General features: G+C 43.8%; 10 protein-coding genes. 5 read left to right on the top strand and 5 right to left on the bottom strand.

The window, feature by feature from the left end:
- Both IH598_11570 and IH598_11565 read left to right on the top strand, forming a co-directional pair.
- Positions 1-943: endonuclease/exonuclease/phosphatase family protein (locus IH598_11570; GenBank protein MBE0639149.1), on the top strand; the 943-nt coding region annotated here is incomplete at its 5' end.
- 163 nt (positions 944-1106) lie between these two features.
- Positions 1107-3386, top strand: a complete 2280-nt coding sequence (locus IH598_11565) for an immunoglobulin domain-containing protein (GenBank protein MBE0639148.1) — start codon at positions 1107-1109, stop codon at positions 3384-3386.
- 265 nt (positions 3387-3651) lie between these two features.
- Here the strand turns inward: IH598_11565 and scpA are convergent, their stop codons facing one another.
- From scpA to IH598_11540, 5 genes are all read right to left on the bottom strand, one after another.
- Entirely contained in the window at positions 3652-5805 is a 2154-nt protein-coding gene (gene scpA / locus IH598_11560; protein MBE0639147.1) for a methylmalonyl-CoA mutase, read from the bottom strand.
- A gap of 51 nt (positions 5806-5856) precedes the next feature.
- Positions 5857-7743, bottom strand: coding sequence for an acyl-CoA mutase large subunit family protein (locus IH598_11555; GenBank protein MBE0639146.1), 1887 nt, complete (start codon positions 7741-7743; stop codon positions 5857-5859).
- Between the two features lie 83 nt (positions 7744-7826).
- Entirely contained in the window at positions 7827-9074 is a 1248-nt protein-coding gene (locus tag IH598_11550) for an ATP-binding protein (protein ID MBE0639145.1), read from the bottom strand.
- A 162-nt stretch (positions 9075-9236) separates the two neighbouring features.
- Positions 9237-12701 carry an efflux RND transporter permease subunit gene (locus tag IH598_11545; GenBank protein ID MBE0639144.1) on the bottom strand — a complete coding sequence of 1155 codons (3465 nt, stop codon included), beginning with the start codon at positions 12699-12701 and terminating at the stop codon, positions 9237-9239.
- A gap of 52 nt (positions 12702-12753) precedes the next feature.
- Positions 12754-13953, bottom strand: coding sequence for an efflux RND transporter periplasmic adaptor subunit (locus tag IH598_11540; GenBank protein ID MBE0639143.1), 1200 nt, complete (start codon positions 13951-13953; stop codon positions 12754-12756).
- Positions 13954-14344: 391 nt separating this feature from the next.
- Here IH598_11540 and dnaK point away from each other — a divergent pair, with 391 nt between their 5' ends.
- From dnaK to IH598_11525, 3 genes are all read left to right on the top strand, one after another.
- On the top strand, positions 14345-16258 hold the full coding sequence (gene dnaK / locus IH598_11535) for a molecular chaperone DnaK (protein MBE0639142.1): 1914 nt from the start codon (positions 14345-14347) through the stop codon (positions 16256-16258).
- A 304-nt stretch (positions 16259-16562) separates the two neighbouring features.
- Entirely contained in the window at positions 16563-19064 is a 2502-nt protein-coding gene (locus IH598_11530; protein MBE0639141.1) for a chitobiase/beta-hexosaminidase C-terminal domain-containing protein, read from the top strand.
- Between the two features lie 12 nt (positions 19065-19076).
- Positions 19077-21962 (top strand): choice-of-anchor J domain-containing protein, encoded by a 2886-nt coding sequence (locus IH598_11525; GenBank protein ID MBE0639140.1) that lies wholly within the window; start codon positions 19077-19079, stop codon positions 21960-21962.
- The last annotated feature ends 8 nt before the right edge of the window (positions 21963-21970 follow it).

The following is a 21970-nucleotide window of genomic DNA, read 5'->3' as shown; positions in this document are numbered from 1 at the left end:
AGGGAATCCCAAAGGGAAAATAGTTCAAGACAGCATTATTAGCATTCTCTCGTGGAACATCGGGTATGCCGGAATGGGCGCAGAAACTGACTTCTTTTATGACGGCGGAAAGATGGTGCGGCCATCGCGGGAACTGAACCGGCAATACTTTGAGAGCATACTGGCTTACCTCAGGTCTCAGGAAACACTCGATTTCATCCTTTTACAGGAAGTGGATAAAAAAGCTAAACGATCCTATTACACTGATCAGACCGCGGACATACGTGGGATTTTAACGAAGCACACTTCAGTTTTTGCGAAAAACTATGACGTTTTATTTGTTCCGGTTCCAATGCACAACCCGATGGGGACAGTGGCGGGAGGGATGTTGAGTTTCTCAGGATACCAGCCTCATGAATCAAAAAGGATCAGCTTCCCCGGTAATTACGACTGGCCGACCCGTTTATTTATGCTCAAGCGATGCTTTATACAGCAACGTTTTCCCTGCAAAAACGGAAAAAACTTGGTGGTGATCAACACCCATAATTCCGCATTTGACGATGGAACGTTAAGGTTGCGACAACTGGAGAAGATCAAAGAAACAGTGTTAAACGAATATCAGCATGGTAATTTCGTGATCGTTGGAGGTGATTGGAATATGAACCCACCTGGATTTGACCCGGGGCAAATTGTCAATGGTGATTTTTCTGTGGTTAATCCATTGGGCAGCATTCCTGAGGATTTTATGCCATTGGGATGGCAATGGATATATGATCCAACCAAACCTACAAACCGCGAGGTCGTCACCACTTACTTTCAAGGGCAAACACCAACTTCGGTAATTGACTTTTTCCTCCTTTCTCCTAACGTAAAGTCGCTCTCCATCGAAACTGATGATCAATCATTTCGGTTTTCTGATCATAACCCGCTGAAAATTAAAATCCTGTTAGATTTTGAGCTTTAAAATTCCTCTTCACATACCTGTTAACTTTATTTACGATTTGTAATCAATTGAACATAAATGTAATATGCTTGAGATGTTATAAACATTTATAATTTATTTGGAAAATTGGAAAATCAGTATTACTTTTACCGCTTGAAAAACGCCCCAAAAATCCAAATTGTAAATGAAACGATCGGTTTACATACTGGCTATCTTATTCTATTGCACTTTGTTGTCAGCAGCAGAATTGCCAAAAGCCTGCGAATCCGATCAGTTTTCACCAATTTCCGTTCCTGAAGAGAATACTACATTTTCATTATTATCCTCGCATCTGCATAATCCTCTTTATCCATTATTTGATCATAGAACTCCTGATAACCCACTTGAAACAACATTTTGGGTGTTTGCAGGGAATGACACCACCATTTGTCTCTCCAATCAGTGGTTCCCAATGGTTGGATCGGCAGGAGGTTATTGGTTTGTATTTTGGACAACTGCAGGAGATGGTTTTTTTTCTGATGCCAATTTACTGAGCACCAATTATTTTCCTGGCACTAATGATAAATTAAATGGCCAGGTAAGATTATTTTTAACTGTTTATCAATCACCGCCTGATTTTCAATCCTTAACAGATACTGTAAATGTATCCATAGTGATGGCGCCACAGTCAAATGCCGGGCCGGATGCATCCATTTGTGAAACAGATTTTTTCCAGGTAACAGGTCAGGCAGATCATTATAATTCATTAATCTGGACGACAACCGGGGATGGTTATTTTAATAACCCCTTAATGGCAGATGTGATTTATTATCCGGGAGCAAACGATATTGCCGAAGCAAGTGCGGTGTTGTGTCTTATTGCCTTCCCCAATTCACCTTGTGCATTACCCTCGGCCAATTGTATGACACTTTTCATTCAAAAAATCCCTCTTATCGAAAACCTGAACGATACAGTGGTTTGCAGAGGAAGTTCCCTTCATCTGACTCCATCAGTTTTTCATTGTGATTCGGTCAGTTGGTCAACCGCAGGAGATGGGTATTTTTCCAACCCGTTCATTTCCAATCCAACATATTATCCTGGTGAACAGGATATGTTGAATGGACAAGTTGTGCTTCAATTGTCTGGAGTATCTGGTTGTATTTGCATTCAGAATGTGACAGCTGACATGACGTTGACAATTCAACCGCATCCTCAGGTTTACCAGATGCCAGATCAGGTCGTATGTATCGGGGATACAATCCGGCTTGAAGGAGGGGGCATCCATTATGAAACAGTGTATTGGCTCAGTTACGGAGATGGTTATTTTGACAATCCTACTATTCTTAATCCAAAATATGTTCCGGGAGAAATTGATATTGAGCGTGGAATGGTTATTCTCGAAATTATTGCAGAGGCCATTGAACCGTGCAATTTTTCTATCGGAGCATATATCGAAGCAACCATACATGGAAATCCTGATGTAAACGCAGGTGATGACCAGACAGGTTGTGAGCAAATACAACTGGATGCAACAGCCCTGCATTACGAATCACTGATTTGGTCGACTTCAGGAGATGGAACGTTTAGTGATATTGGTATCCTGAATCCGGTCTATCATGCCGGAATGGAAGATTTGGTCGGTGATCAGGTGCTGCTTATGATCACTGCTCTTCCTTTATCTCCTTGTATGGTTAGCCAATCAGACCAATTGATATTTTTCACAGACAAACCAAAAATAATCTCTGAAACAATCGTTGACCAGACTGTTTATTCCGGAGAGAACCTCGAAATGGGATTTTTTACCCAAAGCTACTCACAGGGGATCTACACATGGTTTCATAACGGTATGCTCATTCCAAACAGCAATTCTTCGACATTGATGTTAAACCAGATTAGTAAAGAAAATGCAGGTACCTATTATTGCGAATTTGAAAATGACTGCGGGAAAATAACAAGTTCCTCAGGCGTTCTTACGGTGCTCGAACCAAAAACGCAGGTTTTTTCGTTACCTGCTGGCTGGTGCGGTTTTTCTTCATTTGTAATCCCTTCAGAACCAAGCATTACAACCATTTTTCAACCGGTTATTGATCAACTGGTGATTGTAATGACTTTTGAGGGGACCTACTGGCCTGGAGCTAATGTCAATACGCTTTGTTCCTGGGACGCATCAACCGGATATATGGTTAAGATGAACAGTGATGAATTATTAACCATTACCGGTTTTCTAAAATATCCGGTTGACCCCGTAATCCTGAATCCCGGCTGGTCGTTGCTGCCGGTAAAAATATCCTGTCCGTTACATGTTGAAGATGTATTTGGAGGGTATTCAGAAATCGTCATGATTAAAGAGATTTCCGGTATCAAACTTTTCTGGCCTGCCATGCAGATCAATTCACTCGAATACCTGGAACCGGGCAAATCATATTATGTTTATAAATCAGGCATGGATTTGCTTGAGGTGCCGCTTCCCGAATGTGATGAATAGCAAGATTGCTGTGTAAAGAAGTGGGATAGATCATTCAGGCGCGAACCCCCCATTTTTAATATAAACCCTTTTCATTCAACAAAAAAGAGGCTGTCTCAAAAGTCTGGATTTAACCCGAACAGTTGAAAATCAGGTTTACCCCGTCCCTAAAGGGAGCCTGATTTTCAATGTTTTCCCTTTAGGGATCAAGGGTCAAAAAACGTTGAAAATCCAAATGAAAGACTTTTGAGACAGCCTCTTTTGATGAATATCAGGGATGATCTTTCTATTTTCTCGATTCGATCAAAATTTCCAGGATTTTGATACCGGCTTCGGAAATAACCGTACCGGGTCCAAAGACAGCCACTACGCCGGCATCATAGAGGAATTGATAATCCTGCGATGGAATTACTCCGCCCACAATCACCATGATGTCTTCACGACCAGCATTTTTCAATTCCTCAATCACTTGTGGAACCAGTGTTTTGTGTCCGGCTGCAAGGCTCGACACACCGAGGATATGAACATCATTTTCGACAGCTTGCCTGGCCGCTTCGGCGGGGGTTTGGAACAACGGTCCGATGTCCACATCAAAGCCCATGTCGGCATAACCCGTCGAAACTACTTTTGCTCCACGGTCATGCCCATCCTGACCCATTTTGGCGATCATGATCCTTGGGCGGCGGCCCTCCATCACGGCAAATTCATCGGCCATCTGGCAGGCTTTCTTAAATTTATCATCACCCTTGGATTCGGATGAATAAACCCCGGAAATTGACCGGATCACTGCTTTATATCTACCAAATACTTTTTCGCAGGCAAATGAAATTTCGCCAAGCGATGCCCGTCGTTTAGCTGCTTCAACAGCCAGTTCCAGGAGATTGCCCTCACCGGTTTCGCAAGCTTTGGTGATGGCCTGAAGCGCCTCATTAACCTCATCCTGATTGCGTTCAGACCGGAGTTTTTCGAGGCGTTTGAGTTGGGCTGTCCTTACTGCGGTATTGTCAACTTCAAGTGTTTCGATAGGGTCTTCCTTTTCGAGACGATATTTGTTTACCCCAACGATGACATCTTTATGAGAGTCAATCCGTGCTTGTTTACGCGCTGCAGCTTCCTCGATGCGCATTTTTGGAACTCCGGTTTCGATGGCTTTTGCCATACCGCCCAGTTCTTCCACTTCCTCGATGAGTTTCCACGCCCTGTGTGCTATCTCGTGCGTCAGCGTTTCGACATAATAAGAGCCGGCCCAGGGATCAACTACACGGCAAATGTCAGTTTCCTCCTGGAGATAAATCTGTGTGTTGCGGGCGATACGGGCAGAAAAGTCGGTGGGCAGGGCAATGGCTTCATCCAGAGCGTTGGTGTGCAACGATTGTGTGTGTCCCAGCGCTGCGGCCATAGCCTCGACGCAGGTGCGGGCGACATTGTTATATGGGTCTTGTTCTGTCAGACTCCAACCGGATGTTTGGCAGTGCGTGCGAAGGGCCATGGATTTAGGATTTTTCGGGTTGAACTGTTTTACCATTTTTGCCCAAAGCATCCTGGCGGCACGCATTTTGGCAATTTCCATAAAGTGATTCATTCCCACTGCCCAAAAGAATGAAAGTCGTGGAGCGAATGCATCTATATCCAACCCGGTCTGAACTCCGGTACGTAAATATTCAAGTCCGTCAGCAAGGGTGTAGGCCAGCTCAATATCAGCAGTGGCGCCGGCCTCCTGCATGTGGTAGCCGCTAATACTGATCGAGTTGAACTTAGGCATGTGCTTCGACGTATATTTAAATATGTCGGCAATAATGCGCATTGAAGGCAATGGCGGGTAAATGTAAGTGTTGCGCACCATGAATTCTTTCAGGATGTCGTTCTGGATTGTTCCCGACAATTGCTCAAGACTTACGCCCTGCTCCAAGCCGGCTACAATATAAAAGGCCATCACAGGCAGCACCGCGCCGTTCATCGTCATCGAAACCGACATTTTGTCCAGCGGAATCTGGTCGAAAAGGATTTTCATATCGAGAATTGAATCCACGGCTACCCCTGCTTTTCCGACATCCCCAACAACGCGCTCATGATCGGAGTCGTACCCGCGGTGTGTAGCCAGGTCAAAGGCTATCGAAAGCCCTTTTTGCCCGGCAGCCAGGTTGCGACGGTAAAAAGCGTTGGATTCCTCGGCAGTGGAAAATCCTGCATACTGACGCACTGTCCAGGGGCGCTGAACGTACATGGTTGAGTAGGGGCCTCTTAAAAACGGCGGAATGCCTGCTGCATAGCTTAGGTGCTCCATGCCTGCAAGGTCATCCTCGGTATAAACCGATTTCAGGGAGATTTGCTCAGGGGGCAGCCAGGTTTTTACGATGTTGTTCTGCTTGTCCCATTCAGCACCCGTCATTCCAGCTTTTACCGAATATTTTATATTGATGTTTTTGAAATTTGGTTTCATGCTATCTTCCTTTTGAATGATTTTGTATTTGATAAATCTGAGGTGATTTGCTTAAGCCATAATCCCCAACAATTGCTGAAATTCTCTGAGTGTTTCCAGTAAGTTGGATTTGACATGAATGAAATACCTCAGCCCTTTTGCCTTCAATTCTTCAACCTCTTTGGGATAACCGGCCACCACAACGATGGCTTTATCGCCTATTTTCTCCCTGATTTCAGGAGCAATCACCGGGTAATCCTCATCAGCAGCACAAATCACAACAATTTCGGCTTCGCTTTTCAATGCAGCATCAACACCAGCATCAACGGTTTTAAACCCATCGTTGTCAATAATACTGATTCCGGCGCAGCCAAAGAAATTCCCGGAAAATTGTGAACGCGCCCTGCGCATGGCGAGGCTGCCGAAAGTGAGCATAAATGCTGCCGGACGTTTTGCCGAAAGCGAGTAGTTGTCTGTTGCTGCGCGAAGTTTCTCCAGCTGCTGTGCACCACGATAAGGTTTCAACGGCTTAGCCACAGGGTTTTCGATCGAATGATCAGTCGGTTCAAGAACTGTCTGGTCAACCGGTTTGTTGAGGTACTCACTGTAATTGGGATATTGATTTGTTCCAACAAGTATTTCTCTTCGGCTGGCAATGGCTATATCCCTGCTTTTAGCAGTTTTATTGATTTTTTCCTGAACAAACCCTTTTTTAAAAGCAGCAACAAATCCGCCCATATCCATCACTTCGAGGAATATTTTCCAGGCTTGTTCTGCGATGGAATCGGTCAGGGTTTCGATATAATAGGAGCCGGCGGCCGGGTCAACTATTTTATCCAGATATGATTCCTCTTTAAGCAAAAGCTGCTGGTTGCGTGCAATCCGCTCGGAAAAACCGGACGGTTCTCCAAAAATTGCATCAAATGGACGAACGGTGAGTGAATTGGTCCCCCCGATAATTGCCGACATGGCTTCGGTGGTTGTGCGGAGCATGTTTACATATGGATCATACAATGTCTTGTTCCAGTCGCTGGTGATGGAATGAATATGGGTTCTGGTAAATTCGGCATCTGATGGTCCATACGCATTTACAATTTTTGCCCAAAGCAACCGCGCTGCCCTGATCTTGGCGATTTCCATAAAATAATTGGAGCTTACCCCAAAATGAAATTTCAGGTTAGGGGCTACATCATCGATCGAAATCCCTTTTTCGGTGATTCGTTGCAGATATTCATTGCCATAAGCCATTCCAAAAGCCAGTTCTTCGACAATGGACGACCCGGCATTTTTAAAAACGAAGGCGCTGACAGCCAGAGTGCGGAAATGGGGTACATGACTTGACGCCTCAATAATTTTTGCACAAGCATCAAAATCAGCAACTTCTGATTCATAAAAGCCCCCCGTACTAAGCAACCGGCCTATTGGATCAAAATCCACAGAGCCATGTATTTTATCCAGATCGCGGTTGTATTTTTTTACCAAAGCCAGGTAGATATCGAGGATCTTTGGAGCTTGCTTTCCACAGACGAAATTCACCTGCACGATTTGCGCGTAGATGTTTTCCATCAACTGCTCAATTTCGTCTATGGTCGGGTCTTTTTGTTCATCAAGCACCCAGCCCAGCGAGTCGATGCCCTTCATCAGGATGTCGAGCGCTTTTTTATTCGCCTGGTTGATATCTCCAACCCTGATGTCCTGTCTGACGAACCAGTTGTTTTCCTTTTTGCGCCCGCTTCTGACAAACGGGAAATCGCCCGGGAAAACCTTTAAATAGCTGATTTTTTCCAGATCCTCTTTCCTATAGTAAGGCCTCACGTCGAATCCTTCCATGGTTTTCCACACCAGCTTTCGCTCATAATCTGCCCCTTTGAGGTCTTCATTAATCAACGCTTCCCACTCCTGCGTGGAAACCGGCGGGAACTCCTCAAACAGCCTGCGCTGCTCTTCATTTTGTTTCATGTCAACCATATCTTTATCTTTAAATTAAATGCCAAAGTATAAAATGGGAAATTCAATTTTTAATGTGGGGCAAAAGTAATAATTCAACCTAAAAACATTCCTACATGCAAAGCAATTGTTTTGTCATCAAAGGTTTGGGTTTGTGGATCGTTGGAAAGCAGGAAGGCTTTCTTAACGGGTTTATTTAGAATATCCTCAAGGCCGGAGAGATGTTTTGCATCTGATTTATTCACCTTTTGAGTCATTTTGATTTCAATGGCGTAGAAGAAATCAGGGAATTCGATCAGTAGGTCAACTTCTTTGCCGTCGTGTGTACGTAAATGGCTCAACTGTACCTGAACATTTATCGTTTTTATCTGCTTGTAAATTTCGGCGACGATCAAGCTTTCAAATTCATTACCTGTCAATCCGCCTTGTTTTTGGATTACGGCCTGCACTATGCCCTGATCGAGATAGTGAATTTTGGGCATTTTGGACAACCGTTTATTTGGATTGAGCGCCCATGCCTGAAGGATTAAAGCCTGGTAACTGATTTCAAAATATTGAATGTAGCGCAAAACTGTTTTTGAGGTGATTCCCAGTCTGTTTGCAATATCCGAGGCATTAAGCAGCGAAGCTGTATTGAGTGCAAGAAAGCGCTGGAGTTTCACAAAGGGCTCAAGGTCGCGGAAATTTGCCAGGTCGCGAATGTCGCGTTCAAGGTAGGTTTTTACGAAATCTCGTAGCCAACCATATTTTTCTTCATCATTCAGTTCATCATCCGAAACAGCCGGGTAAGCTCCAAAACGGGTATAATGCCCGAGAGCATTTTGTTTTGCTGCCATATTCGCATCCATCAAAAACGAAGGAAGATATGTTTCGGTCCCCTGCCCTTTGAGTTCTATCTGAAAAAGAGAATCTTCAACAGGGTCATCCCACGAATTGGTGCGCAATTCTGGTAGGGTCAAGGGATAAAATTCGATGATGCTTGTTCTGCCGGCAAGACTTTCTTTGACTTTTTCCAATAATAAAAGCTGGCTTGAACCCAGCAGTAAATACCTCGGTTCTTCCCATTGGTCGTAAACGGATTTGATACTTTCGATCAATGTCGGCTCTTTTTGAACTTCGTCAAGAATGGCTTTTGGATAAAGTGTTTTCCACTGTTGAGCTGTCAACTGGGTATATTGACCCCGCATCACAGGGTCTTCGATGGAAATATATTCGTAATCCGGAAATAATCTTCGAACTAAAGTGGTCTTTCCTGTTTGCCTTGCACCTGTAAGAACGATGATTCGGCCATTCTTCAAATTGCTTTTTTGAATGATCAAATCCGATATCTTTCTGTTTTTCATTGTTTTATTCAAATTTCAATCTGGATATTTTATCAAGATACCGGCAAAGATACATAAAAAACGCGAATACTATTCCAATATTTACGCCGAAAACAGGACTATAATTCCAATATTTACGCCGAAAACCGGAATTAGATCTGGAACTATGATTTGTAAACCTACCTATTTGAGAACAACATTTGCTTCGGGTTTTCTCCAAAAACTAATTTTTCGTTGTGTGGACTGGATAACCTGGTACATGCACGGAACGACGACCAGTGTGAGGAAGGTTGCTACCAGCAGTCCAAAGATGATCGTCCACGACATGGGACTCCAGAACGCGGCATTGTCGCCTCCAAAATAGATACGCGGATTAAGTGTTGTCATCAGTGAAATGAAGTCAATGTTGAGCCCGACAGCGAGTGGGATCAGCCCGAGCACTGTAGTGATCGCCGTGAGTATAACCGGGCGGAAACGTGTTTCACCGGCTTGTTGAATACTGGAAATCGAATCGTCGGGCTGAAGAAAATCTTCTTCAGCCAGGTCTTGTTCGGCTTTTTTTTGTTTTTGAAGATAATCAGTGTAGTCAATCAGCACAATCGCATTATTTACTACAACCCCTGCAAGGCTGACGATTCCTATACCTGTCATAATCACAATAAACTCCATGTTGAATAGTGCCAGCCCGAAAAACACACCGGCAGTTGAAAATACCACGCTCCCGATAATGATAAGGGGTTTAATGACAGAATTGAACTGTGAAACGAGGATCAGGCCGATGAGTGAAACGGCAATAAACATAGCAATTATCAAAAAATCCATGGATTCCTGTTGTTCCTGCTGTTCACCGGTGAAAGCATATGCGTAACCTTCGGGCATCTGGTAGTTTTTAAGCAGTTCGCTGAGCTCAAGGTTTAACGCTGTGGCATTGTAACCTGGCAGTACATTGGATGTCAATGTCACAACCCTTTTTAACCCGATTCGATTAACGGCGCCGTAGGTTTTGCTGTATTCCACATTTGCCACAGCCGAAATCGGCACCTGCATAATCTTACCCGTACTCTGGCTCCTGAATGTGATTCGCTGGTTCATCAGGCTTGCAAGATTATTGCGGTAATCTTCCTGCAGGCGAAGTTGAATGGGAAATTCTTCCTCTCCGATTTTGAAATCGGATACTTCTTTTCCGAACAACGCAGTGCGGATGGTATTGGCTACTGAATAAGTTGACACACCAAACCTTCTGGCCATATCCCTGTCGATGTGAACAATGATTTCCGGTTTATCCACATCAAGGTCCATTTTCAACCCTTCAAGTCCTTCAATTCCCGAGACTTCAATTTTATTAATAATATCGTTGGAAATCGCAACAAGCCGTTCGAAATTTCTTCCGCTGATTTCGATATTTACAGGAGGGCCTGTAGGAGGGCCTGTCATGTTTTGCACAATGTTAAAGTCAATTCCAGGATATTTCCCAATCAAATGATTACTCAATTCGGCCAAGATTTCGTTCGTATTGAATCCATTTCGGTCTTCAAATTTCACAAAAGTGACTGTAATTCGTCCTCTGTGTGGCGTATCACCGGCGGCCATCTCCATCTCGCCAACAGCACCACGGCCAACCGTGGTCAACACAGATTTAACAATATGCCGGAAGGGTTTGATGATTTCCTCAACATGCCGTTCAATTTCCTTCAATTTTTCATCGGTTTTTTTGATGTCGGTTCCAATTGGAAGTTCCACCAGAATATTGATAAAATTAGGATCACTTTCAGGAAAAAATAACACATTGGGGCTTCTGACCACATAAAAGCTTAATGAGATGATCAGAAACGCCACTGTTCCAAGGATAAACCAATAAGGCCTTTTCCCCTTTAGTGCATAACGCAGCGTGCTTGCATAGATTCGTTCATTGAACGGAAGTATTTTTTCCTGGAAAAGAATCTCAAGGTTACGGAAAATGAAATATCCAATTGCGATTAAAAAGGCGACCAATAAAAAAATATTACCAATGAGTGTTGCTTTGGAAAGATGGAATAATCCTCCCGCCAGGGCAAGTAATCCAATAATAACCAACCTGTTGATGGTTTTCTTACGCCGTTTGTCGGGATGAAGCTCAATGCTGGTTGTAAGGGATTTATCTTTGAAAAAGGTTCCGGAAAATACCGGAACAATTACCAACGCGACAAACAAGGATGAGGTCAGGACAATGATGAGGGTAATCGGCAGGAACTTCATAAACTCACCCGTAATTCCAGTCCAGAAAACAAGGGGTAAAAATGCTGCAAGCGTTGTAGCCGTTGAGGTGATGATTGGCCAGGCAATCTCGCCGATGGCCCTCCTGGCAGCCTCGAAAGCAGGGTACCCTCTTTCGACATACCGGTAAATGTTATCCACGGCCACAATGGCATTATCTACGAGTAAGCCGAGGGCGAGTATGAGGGAGAATAAAACGATCATATTGATCTGTATGTCAGCAATGGCAAAAATCATGAACGACATGAGCAAGCTGACCGGAATAGCAATCCCCACGAACAGTGCATTTTTCAATCCAAGGAAAAAATAGAGGATAAGGATCACCAGGATCACAGCCATGATCACGCTGTTTTCGAGGTTGGTGAGTTGGTTGCGTATTTCTTCTGATTGGTCATTGGTGATGGAAATATTCAGGTCGTCGGGCAGAGCGCCTGATTTTCTGGCTTCGTCAAGGACAATAAAAATTTTGTCGGTAGCCGAAAGCAGGTTTTCACCGGCTTTTTTCACTACCTGTAACGAAACAACCGGCTGGTTATCAAGACGGGCAAAGCTCATCGGGTAAGCATAGGTGTCTTCTACGGTGGCCAAATCGCGCAGATAAACAATGTTTCCACCCTCCTGCTTCAATATCACATCTTCAATTTCCCGCACATCAGTAAATTCACCCATTGTACGGATAGCCCATCGCGAACTGTCAGCAAACATCACCGAGCCTCCGGCAATTGAAACATTTTCCTGCATGATGGCCGTTTCGACATCCTGAAAACTTAACTCAAAAGCATCGAGGAGCATGGGATTAACATTGATTTGAATTTCACGCTCGTCAATGCCGGTAATCTCAACTTTGGAAATTTCGGGAACGGCTTCAATTTCTTCTTCCAGGAAATCTGCAAAACGTTTCAGTTCGTTAAGCGAAAAATTACCGGACAGGTTGATATTGATGATTGGGAATTCTGAAAAATCTATATCAAGAATGATCGGGTCAACAGGCAGATCGCCCGGTAAGTCCCCTTTCACCCGGTCAACGGCATCCTTAACATCCTGCAGTGCGGCTTTAATGTCAACATCGGTTTGAAATTCGACGAAAATATCTGAATTGTCCTGTGTGGATGAGGAGGAGAGTTTCTTGATCCCGTTTATGGTGTTGATCTCATTTTCCAATGGCCGGGTAATCAGGTTTTCGATGTCAATGGGTGCATTTCCGGGATAGATCGTTTTAACCATAATCGTAGGGATAACAATATCCGGGAAAAGTTCTTTAGGCAACGAGCGGTAGGAAATAATACCAAAGAGGGTAATAAGAAAGGTGAGCAGAAATACTGTATTTCTGTTTTTCAGGGCAATGGTTGTAAGCTTAAACTCCCGAATAATGCTTTCCAACTTATTGTTACTCATAACATTTGCTTTTTTTAGAAAGACCTGTTTAAAAATTACAATTCAATTGCAGTTACGGAATTTGAGTCAAAGGTTCATTTTGTATTAAAACCGGAATTCCTTCGGTAACCTGATTTTGCCCCTGGGTAATAACCAGGTCGCCTATTTCCAGGCCGTCGATTATCATAGTTTTTCCTTCGCTGTCTAAACCGCGTTCAAGATAAACTTTTCGGGCATAAAATTCTCCGTTGCCATTTTTTCTTGCCACAAACACAAAATGCCCCTGTATGTCCTGTTTGATTAATATTGAAGGCACTACCATTGCACTATCGGTGGCAAAAGCCTTGAAACTGATAGTAGCTACCATATTGGGTTTGAAACGGTCGTCAATGTTGGGAACAAGGACCTGCAAACGGAAAGTCCGGTTTTCAGGATTGATAACATTACCAATTCGGTGAATTTTTACTTTTTTTTCAAAATCAGGATATGCCGGAAACCGTAGAACAACTTCGTCATTCGGCCTGATCACCGGGAGGTATGACTCCGAAATATCAGCATTCACATAAAGGGTTGACAAATTTAGAATCTGCATCAAGGGCAGCCCTGGCAGGGCCAATTCACCCTCTTTGGTAAAAATCTCGTCAACAACACCGTCAAATGGCGCCCGGATCACCGACAATTCGAGTTGGGACTGTAAGGTTTTGAGTCTTGTCTGAAGGCTTTCGTAATTATTCTTTGCCTGCAGGTACTGTACTTCGCTTCCGATTTTTTGATCCCACAGGTTTTTCTGGCGCTCATAAAGCGTTTTGGCCAACTCAACCGAAGTTTCCACTTCTTTGATCCCACTTTCAATTACAGATGTGTTGAGACTGGCAACAACCTGTCCGGCTCCGACACGTTGCCCTTTTCGAACATTGATATGCTTGATTTGTCCGTTCGTTTCAGAACTGATGGTTGCTTCTTTAACCGCTTCAACATTAGCATTTACCTTGATAAAATGACTGAAGGGAAGGCTTGTGATTGCATGAACTTCCACAGGAATTTGATTTCGTAAAGCACTACTATCACCCATTTGACGGAGTTGTTCTTCCAATTCCACAATTTTCCGGGTGAGTTCGCCGACCTGCTTTTTATGTTCGGAAATTTGATTTCTTAAAGATTCAGCGTCACCTGGTTGTTGCTCTGCTCCACATGACCAAAGCAGCAATATGGATATACCGATAAACAAAAGATAGGGTGTACGGTTAAATAACTTTTTAATTTTTGAGGGCATAAAATTTAGGGTTTCAGTTTTTCACAAAAGTAGAATTATTGAAGGAGGCTGATCCTGCCCCCCTTAAAATGGTCGCAAAAATAACATTAGAATAACTAAGTCACATTCAAAATCATCAGGTGTTTGATATTGTAATTTTTCAGGGGAATATTATTTCTGTCTTTTTGACAGGTGAAATTGTCAGCAATTATTAACAGCAAAAACAGGCAACTTTGACTCATTAACAAATTAAATATCAAACCGTTAAAAACACTAGTTTTTTATTAGAAAGAACACGTCTAAGTTTTCGGACCAGTGATCCTTAATAAAGTGTTGCTCTGGCATAGAGATTGACAATGCACCCTGCACATCATTTTTGAATTAATCAAACTTTAATATAAAGAAACTAACAATGGGAAAAATAATCGGAATAGACTTAGGAACAACCAATTCGTGTGTTGCAGTAATGGAAGGTAACGAACCTGTGGTTATCCCCAATTCAGAGGGGCGCAGAACTACTCCTTCAATTGTGGCCTTCACCGAAAATGGAGAGCGTAAGGTTGGCGATCCTGCAAAAAGGCAGGCGATTACCAACCCAAAATTTACTGTTTACTCAATTAAACGATTCATGGGCGAAACCCACGACAGGGTGCAGAAAGAGATCAACCGTGTAACTTATGATGTAGTAAAAGGAGAAAACAACACTCCACGCGTCAAAATTAAAGATCGTAACTATACCCCACAGGAAATTTCGGCGATGGTGCTTCAGAAAATGAAAAAGACCGCCGAAGATTACCTGGGAACTTCTGTCACAGAAGCTGTGATCACAGTTCCGGCATACTTTAGCGATTCACAACGCCAGGCAACAAAAGAAGCCGGCGAAATTGCAGGACTTATTGTAAAAAGGATCATCAACGAGCCAACTGCTGCTGCGCTGGCGTATGGGTTGGATAAGAAAAAAGAAGACCTTAAAGTGGCCGTATTCGATCTTGGTGGGGGAACGTTCGATATTTCCATCCTCGAACTGGGTGATGGCGTTTTTGAGGTAAAATCAACCAATGGAGATACTCACCTGGGTGGTGATGATTTTGACCACGTGATCATTGATTGGCTGGCTTCAGAATTTAAAGCTGATTTCAACATTGATTTGACTAAAGATCCTATGGCAATGCAGCGACTTAAAGAAGCTGCCGAAAAAGCAAAGATTGAATTGTCGAGTTCAAGTGAAACTGAGGTAAATCTCCCTTACATCATGCCGGTGGATGGTATTCCTCAACACCTTGTAAGAAAACTTACACGCGCCAAATTTGAACAACTTTCGGACAAGCTGATAAAAGCCACCCTGGAGCCATGCCGTAAAGCGCTAAGCGACGCAGGACTGAAACCATCAGACATTAATGAAGTAATTCTTGTCGGTGGATCAACAAGGATTCCGGCCATACAGCAACTGGTAAAAGATTTCTTTGGCAGAGAGCCATCCAAAGGGGTGAACCCGGATGAAGTTGTGGCCATAGGTGCTGCTATCCAGGGGGGCGTGCTTTCGGGCGAAGTAAAAGATGTGTTGCTGCTCGATGTAACTCCGCTTACCTTAGGCATTGAAACCCTTGGTGGAGTAATGACTAAACTGATCCCTTCAAACACAACCATTCCAACCAGGAAATCGGAAACTTTCTCCACGGCTTCCGATAATCAGCCTTCGGTCGAAATTCACGTGTTGCAGGGCGAAAGAGCAATGGCAAGAGACAACAAAACCATTGGTCGGTTCCATCTTGATGGTATTCCACCGGCAATGCGTGGAATTCCTAAAATTGAAGTTACCTTCGATATTGACGCCAACGGAATCCTGAACGTATCGGCAAAAGACCAGGGAACTGGAAAATCTCAGAGCATTCGCATTGAGGCATCATCTGGTTTAACGGATGATGAAATCAAGAAAATGAAAGCCGAAGCCGAAGCCAATGCTGAAACCGACAGGATCGCCAAAGAGCGTGTGGATAAACTTAACCAGGCCGACTCGATGATTTTCCAGACCGAGAAGCAGTTGAAAGAATATGGCGATAAAATTCCGGCTGAAAAACGTAAACCCATCGAAGATGCACTGGCAAAATTAAAAGATGCCCATAAGCGTGAAGATCTCGACGGGATTGAATCGGCCACAAAGAAACTCAATGACGTGTTCCAGGCAGCAAGTCAGGATATGTACAATGCAACGCAGCAGCAAACCGGCCAGCAACAAGGTAACCAGGGTGGTGCGCCAAACGATGGCAAGCAACCTGGTGGAAACGACGGCGATGTTACTGATGTTGATTTTGAAGAAGTAAAGTAGGTAATCCCGTAAATATTCGAAAAAAAAATCCCGATGATTGATTCAATCGGGATTTTTTTATTTAATCTCTTCATATACAATTTACTAGTGGTTATCCCAACTCATTCGACCCCCAAAACTTACCAACAAGCTACTTGCTGTTTGAACATTTTTCCTTACTTTTAGCCTCTTAATTTTTAACCTAAATTTAATTGTAATTGAAAAATAGTCTGGATTATTTTCAGGACTTTTGCAGACGGAAATTGAATCAGGAATCTCATGATATTTACAATTTTATAATATTAACAATTTGACAATTAATTACATGAAAAAGATTTTTATTGCTTTAAAACCAGTTGTGCTGGTTATCGGACTGTTGTTTTTCGCTTCAACAGCAGATGCACAATACTTAGTAAATTTTGAAGGCGAGGGAGAGGTGAAAACTGCCTACGCCTCTGGTGACGTGATACTTAGCGGTTTGACCTGGAATATGACCGAAGCACTGATCGGAACTTTGGATGCTGATTGGAAAAACGGAATTCGCTCGGCAAGGTTGCGCGGTTACGGCACCTCAGTGATGACCATGCTTGAAGACAAAGAAAACGGCATTGGTAATGTCAGCTTCTATTACCGTCGATACGGAACAGATGCTCAGGTAGACTGGAAAGTTGAGTATAGCCTTGACGGTACGGTATGGGCCCAAATCGGCAATGCTTTTACAGCACCGGCATCCGACGATGTTCAATTTTTTTCGGAAGATGTAAACGTTAATGGAAATATCCGTATCCGCATCAAACGCGCCACCGAAGAAGGAACATCAAATCGCAGACTGAATATTGACGACATCCTTATTACAAATTTTGGCGGTGGAAACACAACAGCTACTCCTTCATTTTCACCTCCGGCCGGTCAGTTTTTCGGTCCTGTAACGGTGGCCATCAGTTGCGCCACACCTGATGCTTCAATATTTTACACAACCGACGGCAGCGAGCCAACCCAGTCGTCAACACCTTATACCATTCCAATTAACATCACATCTACAACCTTACTGAAAGCCCGTGCTTATGCTGCAGGTCTTGATCCAAGTAACATTGCCCAGGGAACATATACCATTGTTGTCCCTGCACAAGTTGCAAATCTTGCTCAGCTCAGGGCAGCATTTCCCTCGACGAACTATTTTCAGCTTACCGGCGAGGTCGTGCTTACTTTCAAGCAAACCTTCAGAAACCAGAAGTACATTCAGGATGCATCAGCAGCCATTCTCATTGATGATGTTTCTGGTAAAATCAATACAAACTATAACATAGGTGACGGAATCACAGGGATAACCGGAACCATAGCTGAGTTTGGGAACATGCTTCAGTTCACCCCTGCTTTGGATCCGGGTGCTGCCACATCCACAGGAAACCAGGTTGTGCCTCAGGTGATTACCATAAACCAAATGTTGACCAATTTTGAAAATTATGAATCTGAATTGGTGAAAATTATCGGCGCTACTTTCGCTGATGCAGGCAGTGCATTTGCAAACGGTACGGTTTACGAAATCAGCGACAACAGTAAAGCATCAGGAAATTTCAGAACAACCTTTTATGATGTGAATTACATCGGAACAACTATTCCTTCAGGCGCCGGAAACATCATTGGAATTTTGAATTCAAGAGCCGATGGTGATTATATTACTTCGCGGTTTCTCGAAGATTTTGAATGGGCATTGGGTGAGCCAAGCAATTACCCGGCTGATTTCGGCGCGACTGCGTATGGTCAGAATATTGCCCTTACCTGGACTGATGCAACAGGAAATATTTTACCCACCTCCTACCTGCTTCTTGCCAGCGACAGCCCTGCCATTACCCTCCCGGCAGACGGCGTTCCGGTTGCCAACGATCCTGATCTCACGGACGGATCTGCAGCGATGAATATTTCATTTGGCGCCCAACAATACATGTTTACTGATCTGCCTGTTGAGGAGACTTATTATTTCAAAATATTCCCCTACACCGGTACAGGAGCAGTTATTGATTACAAGACAGATGGCAATCCTCCTGCAGCTAATGCGACTACTTATCAGATGGTTATGGTGCTGTTTACAACTTTTAATGAGGACTGGGAAGGCTGGACACAGTATAATGTTACCGGCGAACAGGACTGGGACAGGGACAATACTTTCGGCATCAACAATACACCCTGTGCCAAAATCAGCGGATTTGTAAGCGGTACATCCTATGTAAATGAGAACTGGCTTATTTCTCCTTTAATCGAATCACAGGAAATAGAAACAAAACTGCTCTCATTTTATGCTGCAGTGGGGTATTCAGGACCTGCCCTTCAGGTAAAGGTTTCAATTGATTATGATGGATCAGGGAATCCGAATAATTTCACCTGGACCGACTTTTCTGACCAGGTTACCTGGCCAACAGGGAATCCGTTTTTTGAATGGACACACTCCGGGTACATTGATGTTTTTCTCAACAGCGATGATTTTTATGTCGCATTTGTGTATTATTCCACCGATGAGGAATCGGCTACGTGGGAGGTGGATAACATCATGATAAGCGGTGAACTGACTGTTGGAATATCCGGTTCGACCAAAGAAAATAGCATTAGCATCTATCCTAATCCTGGGAATGGGTTATTCTATATTCATTTGCAGCATGACTTTGATCAGCTCGAGGTACACTCAATTACCGGTCAATTGGTACATGAACAGGTTTTAAGCGACAGCATACAACTTTTGGATCTCACGCATCTCAACAAAGGATTTTACATGATCAGGCTTTCTGATTCGACTTCAGGTTTAACTTTAATGAGAAAAATAATAATCAACTAAATATTTTAATCTATGAAAAACATTTTCAGCGTGTTAAGAAAAAGCACATTGATTGTAGGGTTTATTTTTTATGCCCTTATAGTCAATGCGCAGTATGTTGTAAATTTTGAAGGCGAAGGGGAATTGAAACCTTCTTATGCCTCGGCGACTGTAAATCTCAGCGGATTGGACTGGGACATGACAGACGCTTTAATCACTACAACTGCTGCCGGTCTTCCTGAATTCATCAACGGTGAGCGTGCCGCAAGAATGAGAGGTTACGGTACATCCTCTATGACCATGCTACAAAACAAATCCAACGGTATTGGTAACATCACATTTCTCTATCGACGGTACGGAACTGATACACAGGTAGACTGGAAGATAGAATACAGCACCAACAATGGTTCAACATGGACACAGATAGGAAATGCTTTTACTGCACCCGCGTCGGATGATGTCCAGACTTTTTCGGAAAATGTTAATGTTGACGGCAACGTTCGCGTCAGGATCAAAAGGGCAACTGAAGACGGTACGGTAAATCGCAGGTTGAATATCGACGACATCGTGATTACCGATAATACCGGAGTTCAAAATGTTGCCACACCGGTATTTTCACCTCCTGCAGGTCAGTTTTTCGGCGATATTGATGTGACCATCAGCTGTACTACACCCGATGCTTCTATTTTTTATACTACCGATGGCAGTGAACCTTCACAATCTTCAACACCTTATACCGACCCAATCAATATTTCCGCTACTACAACTTTAAAGGCCCGTGCTTATGCCACCGGCCTTGACCCAAGTATCATTGCCCAGGGCACATATACCATTATTACACCGATCCAGGTAGCCAATCTTGGAGAACTCAGGGCTGCTTTCCCATCAACAGACTATTTCAAAATCAACGGTGAGGTGGTACTGACTTTCCAGCAGACGTTCAGAAATCAGAAATACATTCAGGATGCCAACGGAGCCATATTAATTGATGATCTTTCAGGGAAAATTACAACTGCTTATAACCTTGGCGACGGTATCACAGGAATGATTGGCACGGTGACCGAATTTGGCAATATGCTGCAGTTTGTCCCGGCGTTTGATCCGGGTGAGGCAACCTCAACGGGAAATCAGATTGATCCGGTTGAGATCACTATCACAGAAATGACAGCTAACTTTGAGGATTACGAATCCCAACTGGTTAAAATTGCCGACGCCACATTTGCTGATGCAGGTGCGGCATTTGAAAACGGGCTTCTTTATCCGATCAGCGACAATAGCAAAGCCAGCGCAGAATTCAGAACTACTTTTTACGATGTGGATTATATCGGAACATTGATTCCATCAGGTGCAGGAAATATTGTAGGTATCCTAAACTCAAGAACTGAGGGTAATTATATTACGAGCAGATCGCTTGGTGATCTTGAATGGTTTTACGGAGAACCAACCAATTACCCAACTGCATTTGAAGCGACAACGACCTTAACAACGATTAAACTCACCTGGGAAGATGCCACGGGCGAGGTGTTACCAACGGGCTACGTTATTCTGGCCAGCGATGAAGATAACATCATTGCACCCGTTGACGGAGTTCCTGTGTCTAACGACCCGGTATTGAGTGATGGTTTGGGCGCCATGAACATTGCTTTTGGTGCTGAAGAATACGTTTTTGCCGATTTGCCGGTGAATGTGACCTATTATTTCAAAATATTCTCCTACACAGGCGCCGGTTCGGCCATTGATTACAAGAATGACGGGAATCCCCCTTCAGCCGAAGCCACCATTATTCTGACCATAATTCCGGAGCCTACCAACTACCCGACTGCATTTGCAGCAGCAGCCACCGGATCAAACATTAAACTTACCTGGACAGATGCCACCGGAGAAGTTTTGCCCGCAGGTTATCTGATTCTTGGGAGCAGTCAGAACAACTTCCAATCTCCGGCTGATGGTACTCCCGTTGCTGATGATCCGAATATGGCTGACGGCGTGGGAGCAATGAACATTCAGCAGGGTATCCAGGAATATTCTTTTAATGGCCTCGAACAACAAACCACCTATTATTTTAAAATTTTCCCCTACACCAACGACGGTCAGTATATTGATTACAAAACGGATGGCGAACCTCCATTTGCAGAAGCAACCACAGCTACAGTTGAATTGGTAACAGTAATCAACTCGACTTTCAATACCGACTGGGAAGGATGGACTACAATCAGCGTTAAAGGTGCTGAACTGTGGGACAGGAACAACACGTTTGGTGTTGACAATACAGCCTGTGCAAAAATGAGCGGTTTTGCCAATTCACAGTCAAACGAAAATGAAGACTGGCTGATATCACCCGCATTGAATCTTAGCAATACAACCAACGAAAAACTCACTTTCTTCTCTGCTCTTGGTTATACCGGGCCTGCATTAAATGTGAAAATTTCGACTGATTACGCCGGCTCCGGAAACCCGGGCGATGCCACCTGGACTGACCTTACCGAACAGGCTGCATGGCCTTCCGGAGATCCTTTCTGGCAGTGGACAAGCTCTGGCGCAATTGATATCAGCAGTTACGGCAGCGCTACGGCATATGTTGCCTTTGTTTATTACTCGACATCCCAAAACTCAGCCACCTGGGAGATTGACAATGTGCTTGTCAATGGTGAAGGAAGCAACAGCATCTCTTCACCGGGTCAGGATTTTCAAACCACCATTTATCCCAATCCCGGTACCGGAAGATTCAACATTCAACTCAGCCGGCAGGCTGATCATCTCGAAGTGTTCTCACTCACCGGGCAATTGGTTTACAAACAGCCACTCTCGGGTGATCAGACCCCGATTGACCTGACTCATCTGAAAAAGGGGGTTTACCTGGTCAAAATCACCGACCTGAGTTCGGGTATGTTTTCAACCAACCGCATCATCATCAATTAAATCATTGG

The organism is Bacteroidales bacterium (assembly GCA_014860585.1).
In the GTDB taxonomy this organism is placed as follows: Bacteria; Bacteroidota; Bacteroidia; order Bacteroidales; family 4484-276; genus RZYY01.
Note: the sequence above shows the minus strand (reverse complement) of the source record. Positions and strands in the feature narration are given on the sequence as shown.

Coding starts and splice junctions, on each gene's coding strand:
- IH598_11550 (MBE0639145.1), bottom strand. CDS start 9,074: ATGAAAAACAGAAAGATATCGGATTTGATCATTCAAAAAAGCAATTTG.
- IH598_11565 (MBE0639148.1), top strand. CDS start 1,107: ATGAAACGATCGGTTTACATACTGGCTATCTTATTCTATTGCACTTTG.
- IH598_11555 (MBE0639146.1), bottom strand. CDS start 7,743: ATGAAACAAAATGAAGAGCAGCGCAGGCTGTTTGAGGAGTTCCCGCCG.
- scpA (MBE0639147.1), bottom strand. CDS start 5,805: ATGAAACCAAATTTCAAAAACATCAATATAAAATATTCGGTAAAAGCT.
- IH598_11525 (MBE0639140.1), top strand. CDS start 19,077: ATGAAAAACATTTTCAGCGTGTTAAGAAAAAGCACATTGATTGTAGGG.
- IH598_11530 (MBE0639141.1), top strand. CDS start 16,563: ATGAAAAAGATTTTTATTGCTTTAAAACCAGTTGTGCTGGTTATCGGA.
- dnaK (MBE0639142.1), top strand. CDS start 14,345: ATGGGAAAAATAATCGGAATAGACTTAGGAACAACCAATTCGTGTGTT.
- IH598_11540 (MBE0639143.1), bottom strand. CDS start 13,953: ATGCCCTCAAAAATTAAAAAGTTATTTAACCGTACACCCTATCTTTTG.
- IH598_11545 (MBE0639144.1), bottom strand. CDS start 12,701: ATGAGTAACAATAAGTTGGAAAGCATTATTCGGGAGTTTAAGCTTACA.